This is a genomic window from Moorena sp. SIO2C4 (assembly GCF_010672485.1).
Taxonomy (GTDB): Bacteria; Cyanobacteriota; Cyanobacteriia; order Cyanobacteriales; family Coleofasciculaceae; genus Moorena; species Moorena producens.
Map to the genome: position 1 here is coordinate 1 of NZ_JAAHGN010000831.1, position 3,451 is coordinate 3,451.

Genomic DNA, 3,451 nt, shown 5'->3' on the forward strand with positions numbered 1-3,451 from the left:
TGCACCCCCCTCTAAACAGAAGGGGCTTCGAGACAGTTTCAGGGCCATTGACTACAGCCATTAACTACAGCCATTAACTACAGCCATTGACTACAGCCATTGACTAAAGTTGTCCCTCAAACAATGAGCAACAAAATACTCTAATTATTCATAGTCTATTTATTAGTCCCTGTGGCCGATCAGTTTAATGGCAGTAAATCACCGAACATTTCAGACCTAGAAATAGAGTACGACTCCTATCGTTAACTGTAGGACTAAGCGTACTACCAAGTTTTGAGGAAATTGCATGCCAAAGCAAATTATTATTGCAGAGCAACATCAACTTGCTGCTGTATTTTGGGAAGATCAAATTCAAGAACTAGTAGTTGCCACCGGTAATCACCAGGTCGGTGATATTTATCTCGGCGTTGTAGAAAATGTCTTACCGGGTATTGATGCAGCATTTGTCAACATTGGTGATCCCGATCGCAATGGTTTTATTCATGTGACAGACTTAGGACCATTGCGCTTGAAACGCCGGTCTGGTGCGATCACCGAACTGCTGACTCCCCAGCAGAAGGTGTTGGTACAAGTGATGAAAGAACCCACTGGTAACAAAGGGCCAAGGCTCACAGGTAATATTAGCTTACCCGGTCGCTATTTGGTGCTGATGCCTTATGGCCGAGGAGTGAACTTGTCTCGGCGGATTAAGAGCGAAAGTGAACGCAATCGCCTCAGAGCTCTAGCAATTCTAATCAAACCATCGGGCATGGGAGTGCTGGTGCGCACCGAAGCTGAAGGCAGAGCCGAAGAAGCCATTATGGAAGATTTGGAAAACCTGCAAAAACAATGGGAAGCTGTCCAGCTCGAAGCAACCTCTACCAGAGCACCAGCCCTACTTAATCGGGATGATGATTTTATTCAGCGTGTCCTCCGGGATATGTACACTGCTGATGTTAATCGGATTGTGGTCGATTCTAGTACTGCAGTCAAACGGGTTAAACAACACTTGTTGAGCTGGAGCGGAGGTCAAGCACCAGAAGGGGTCTTGATTGACCATCATCGCGATCGCATGCCAATTTTGGCATACTTCCGGGTCAATGCTGCAATTCGAGAAGCCCTCAAGCCAAGAGTAGATTTACCATCTGGTGGCTACATTATCATTGAACCTACCGAAGCCCTAACTGTAATTGATGTGAACTCTGGTTCCTTTACCCGCTCAGCTACAGCACGGGAAACGGTTCTGTGGACTAACTGTGAGGCAGCAACAGAAATTGCCCGCCAGCTGCGCCTACGTAACCTAGCTGGGGTGATCGTTGTTGACTTTATTGATATGGACACTAGGCGGGATCAGTTGCAGGTTCTCGAACACTTCAATCAAGCCCTAAAAGAGGACAAAGCCCGACCACAGATTGCCCAGCTTTCGGAACTTGGCTTAGTGGAACTGACTCGCAAGCGCCAAGGGCAAAATATTTACGAGTTGTTTGGTAAAGCCTGCGCTACCTGTGGCGGGTTAGGTCATCTGGTACATCTTCCCGGTGAAGTGGAAGCAGAAGCACTAGAGACCTTAGCACCGATCCCGTCACCGACGGAGCGAAGCATTCCAGAGTTCCCCGAACCCGTAGAGTTATCTCCTGAGAATGATCAGGAGTTGGACTTGCTCAATCACCCCAGTTATCAGGAACGGGGAGCGGTAAATAATCGCCGCCGCCGCCGCCGTCGTATTGATGACCCCGTGATTAGGGAAGAACCAATTACTAGGGGAGTAAATAGGGTGATCTCTGTCTCATCCAACTTTGATGCCATCACAGAAGCCGAGGTATCCACCTCAGGAGTAGAAAAACCCCAGCTAGTCAAGTTTGCTCAAGAGAAGGAACCACCAGAATTGGTCAGGGTTGAAATGAGCCCAGAAGAACAAGATGTTTATGGGTTGATGGGCATTTCCCCTATACTACATTTAGACCGAGAGGTGAAAGATCCTAGGTCAGCAATTATCTCAGTGTTACTGCCGGGAGAAAAAATCGAGGATAATGAAGAAGAATTATCCAATACAACTACCGATTCAACTACCGATTCAACTACTGATTTAACTACCGATTCAACTACCGATTCAACTAATAGTCAATCCTCCATCGACGATCAGCTAGAGTTAGATGAATCAGAATTGGTGCAATCTACTGCTGCCACACCAATTCCAGAAACTGAATCTGATCAACTGAGTACTACCAATGGCACTATTAACAGTCCCCCCATAGTGCGCCGCCGCCGTCGCCGTTCTTCAGCATTGGATAAATGAACACGGACAAAGCCACTGAAGTGTGTGAGTTACCGGATTTATCCGGTACTCCCTCCTTAGTGGCTGGAGTAGATGAAGTAGGGCGAGGTGCCTTATTTGGTCCAGTGGTGGCAGCAGCAGTGATTTTACCTGTATCTGTCCTGCCACAACTGGCTCTAGCTGGCGTTAAAGATAGTAAAAAGTTGTCCCGGAAACGACGCCAAAGGCTGTCTGAAGAAATTCAGGGATTGGCACTGGATTGGACTATTGGTTATGCCACTAGTGCAGAAATTGACCAGCTCAATATCTTACAGGCGTCATTGTTAGCTATGAAACGGGCTGTGCTTAAATTAAAAGTTAAGCCCGATATTTGTCTGATTGATGGGTTACAGGTGTTGCCAGATTTACCGATAGCACAACGAAATCTAGTAAAGGGGGATCAGCGATCGCTTCATATTGCAGCGGCCAGTATTGTAGCCAAGGTGTGGCGTGATGATTTAATCATTCGTCTAGCTGCCAAGTATTCAGAGTATGATTTGACAGCAAACATGGGCTATGGTACCAAAAAGCATCGGTTAGCACTACAAAAATACGGACCATGTCGGCTGCATCGCATGTCCTTTAGCCCCTGTAGTATAACTTGTTAACAAGTTAAATAAGTTGTTTATTAACAAATAACAATCAACCAAACCGATAACCCTTACCATAAACTGTATGGATCAGGGGGGCGGAACCCTTAATTTCGATTTTGCGACGCAACAAACGAACTAGAGCAGCTAAATTGTTACTTTTTGGGATTTCCTCGGATGGCCACAAATGTTGATAAATTTGCTTGTGAGATAATAATAGACCAACATGGCTCATGAAGTACCCTAGCAGTTGACTTTCTTTTTCCGATAGCTCAATTGGGTGTCCGTGGCGATAAGCAATTTGATTGTTTAAGTCTAATTCTAATTGTCCAACCCGTAACCGCTGGCTGGGATGGGCATCAGTCGCAGCAGAACGCCGAAGCAGAGCCCGGACTCTAGCGAGTAACTCCCGCAGTTCAAATGGTTTAACTAGATAGTCGTCAGCACCAGCATCTAATCCCATGACTCGGTCATCTACAGTGTCCTTGGCGGTTAGAAAAAGAACTGGGGTAGTGGCGTCATGCGATCGCATTTGTTGGCAAATTTCTAACCCAGAAATGTGCGGTAA

The 3,451-nt window shown here is 46.4% G+C and carries 3 protein-coding genes; 2 read left to right on the forward strand and 1 reads right to left on the reverse strand.

Going from position 1 to position 3,451, the window contains the following annotated elements; genetic code table 11:
* The first annotated feature begins 286 nt into the window (after window positions 1-286).
* Both rne and F6K20_RS29875 read left to right on the forward strand, forming a co-directional pair.
* The gene (gene rne / locus F6K20_RS29870) at window positions 287-2,275 is read left to right on the forward strand and encodes a ribonuclease E (protein WP_008189318.1); all 1,989 of its coding nucleotides are present in this window, start codon (window positions 287-289) and stop codon (window positions 2,273-2,275) included.
* Window positions 2,272-2,901, forward strand: a complete 630-nt coding sequence (locus tag F6K20_RS29875) for a ribonuclease HII (protein WP_008189316.1) — start codon at window positions 2,272-2,274, stop codon at window positions 2,899-2,901. The genes rne and F6K20_RS29875 overlap by 4 nt, the downstream gene beginning before the upstream one ends.
* A 34-nt stretch (window positions 2,902-2,935) precedes the next feature.
* Here F6K20_RS29875 and F6K20_RS29880 read toward each other — a convergent pair.
* The coding region (locus F6K20_RS29880) for a response regulator transcription factor (RefSeq protein ID WP_287297118.1) at window positions 2,936-3,451 on the reverse strand (516 nt) is incomplete at its 5' end.

Excerpts from the sequence above, each read along its gene's own strand:
- rne (WP_008189318.1), top strand. The coding sequence starts at position 287 with ATGCCAAAGCAAATTATTATTGCAGAGCAACATCAACTTGCTGCTGTA.
- F6K20_RS29875 (WP_008189316.1), top strand. The coding sequence starts at position 2,272 with ATGAACACGGACAAAGCCACTGAAGTGTGTGAGTTACCGGATTTATCC.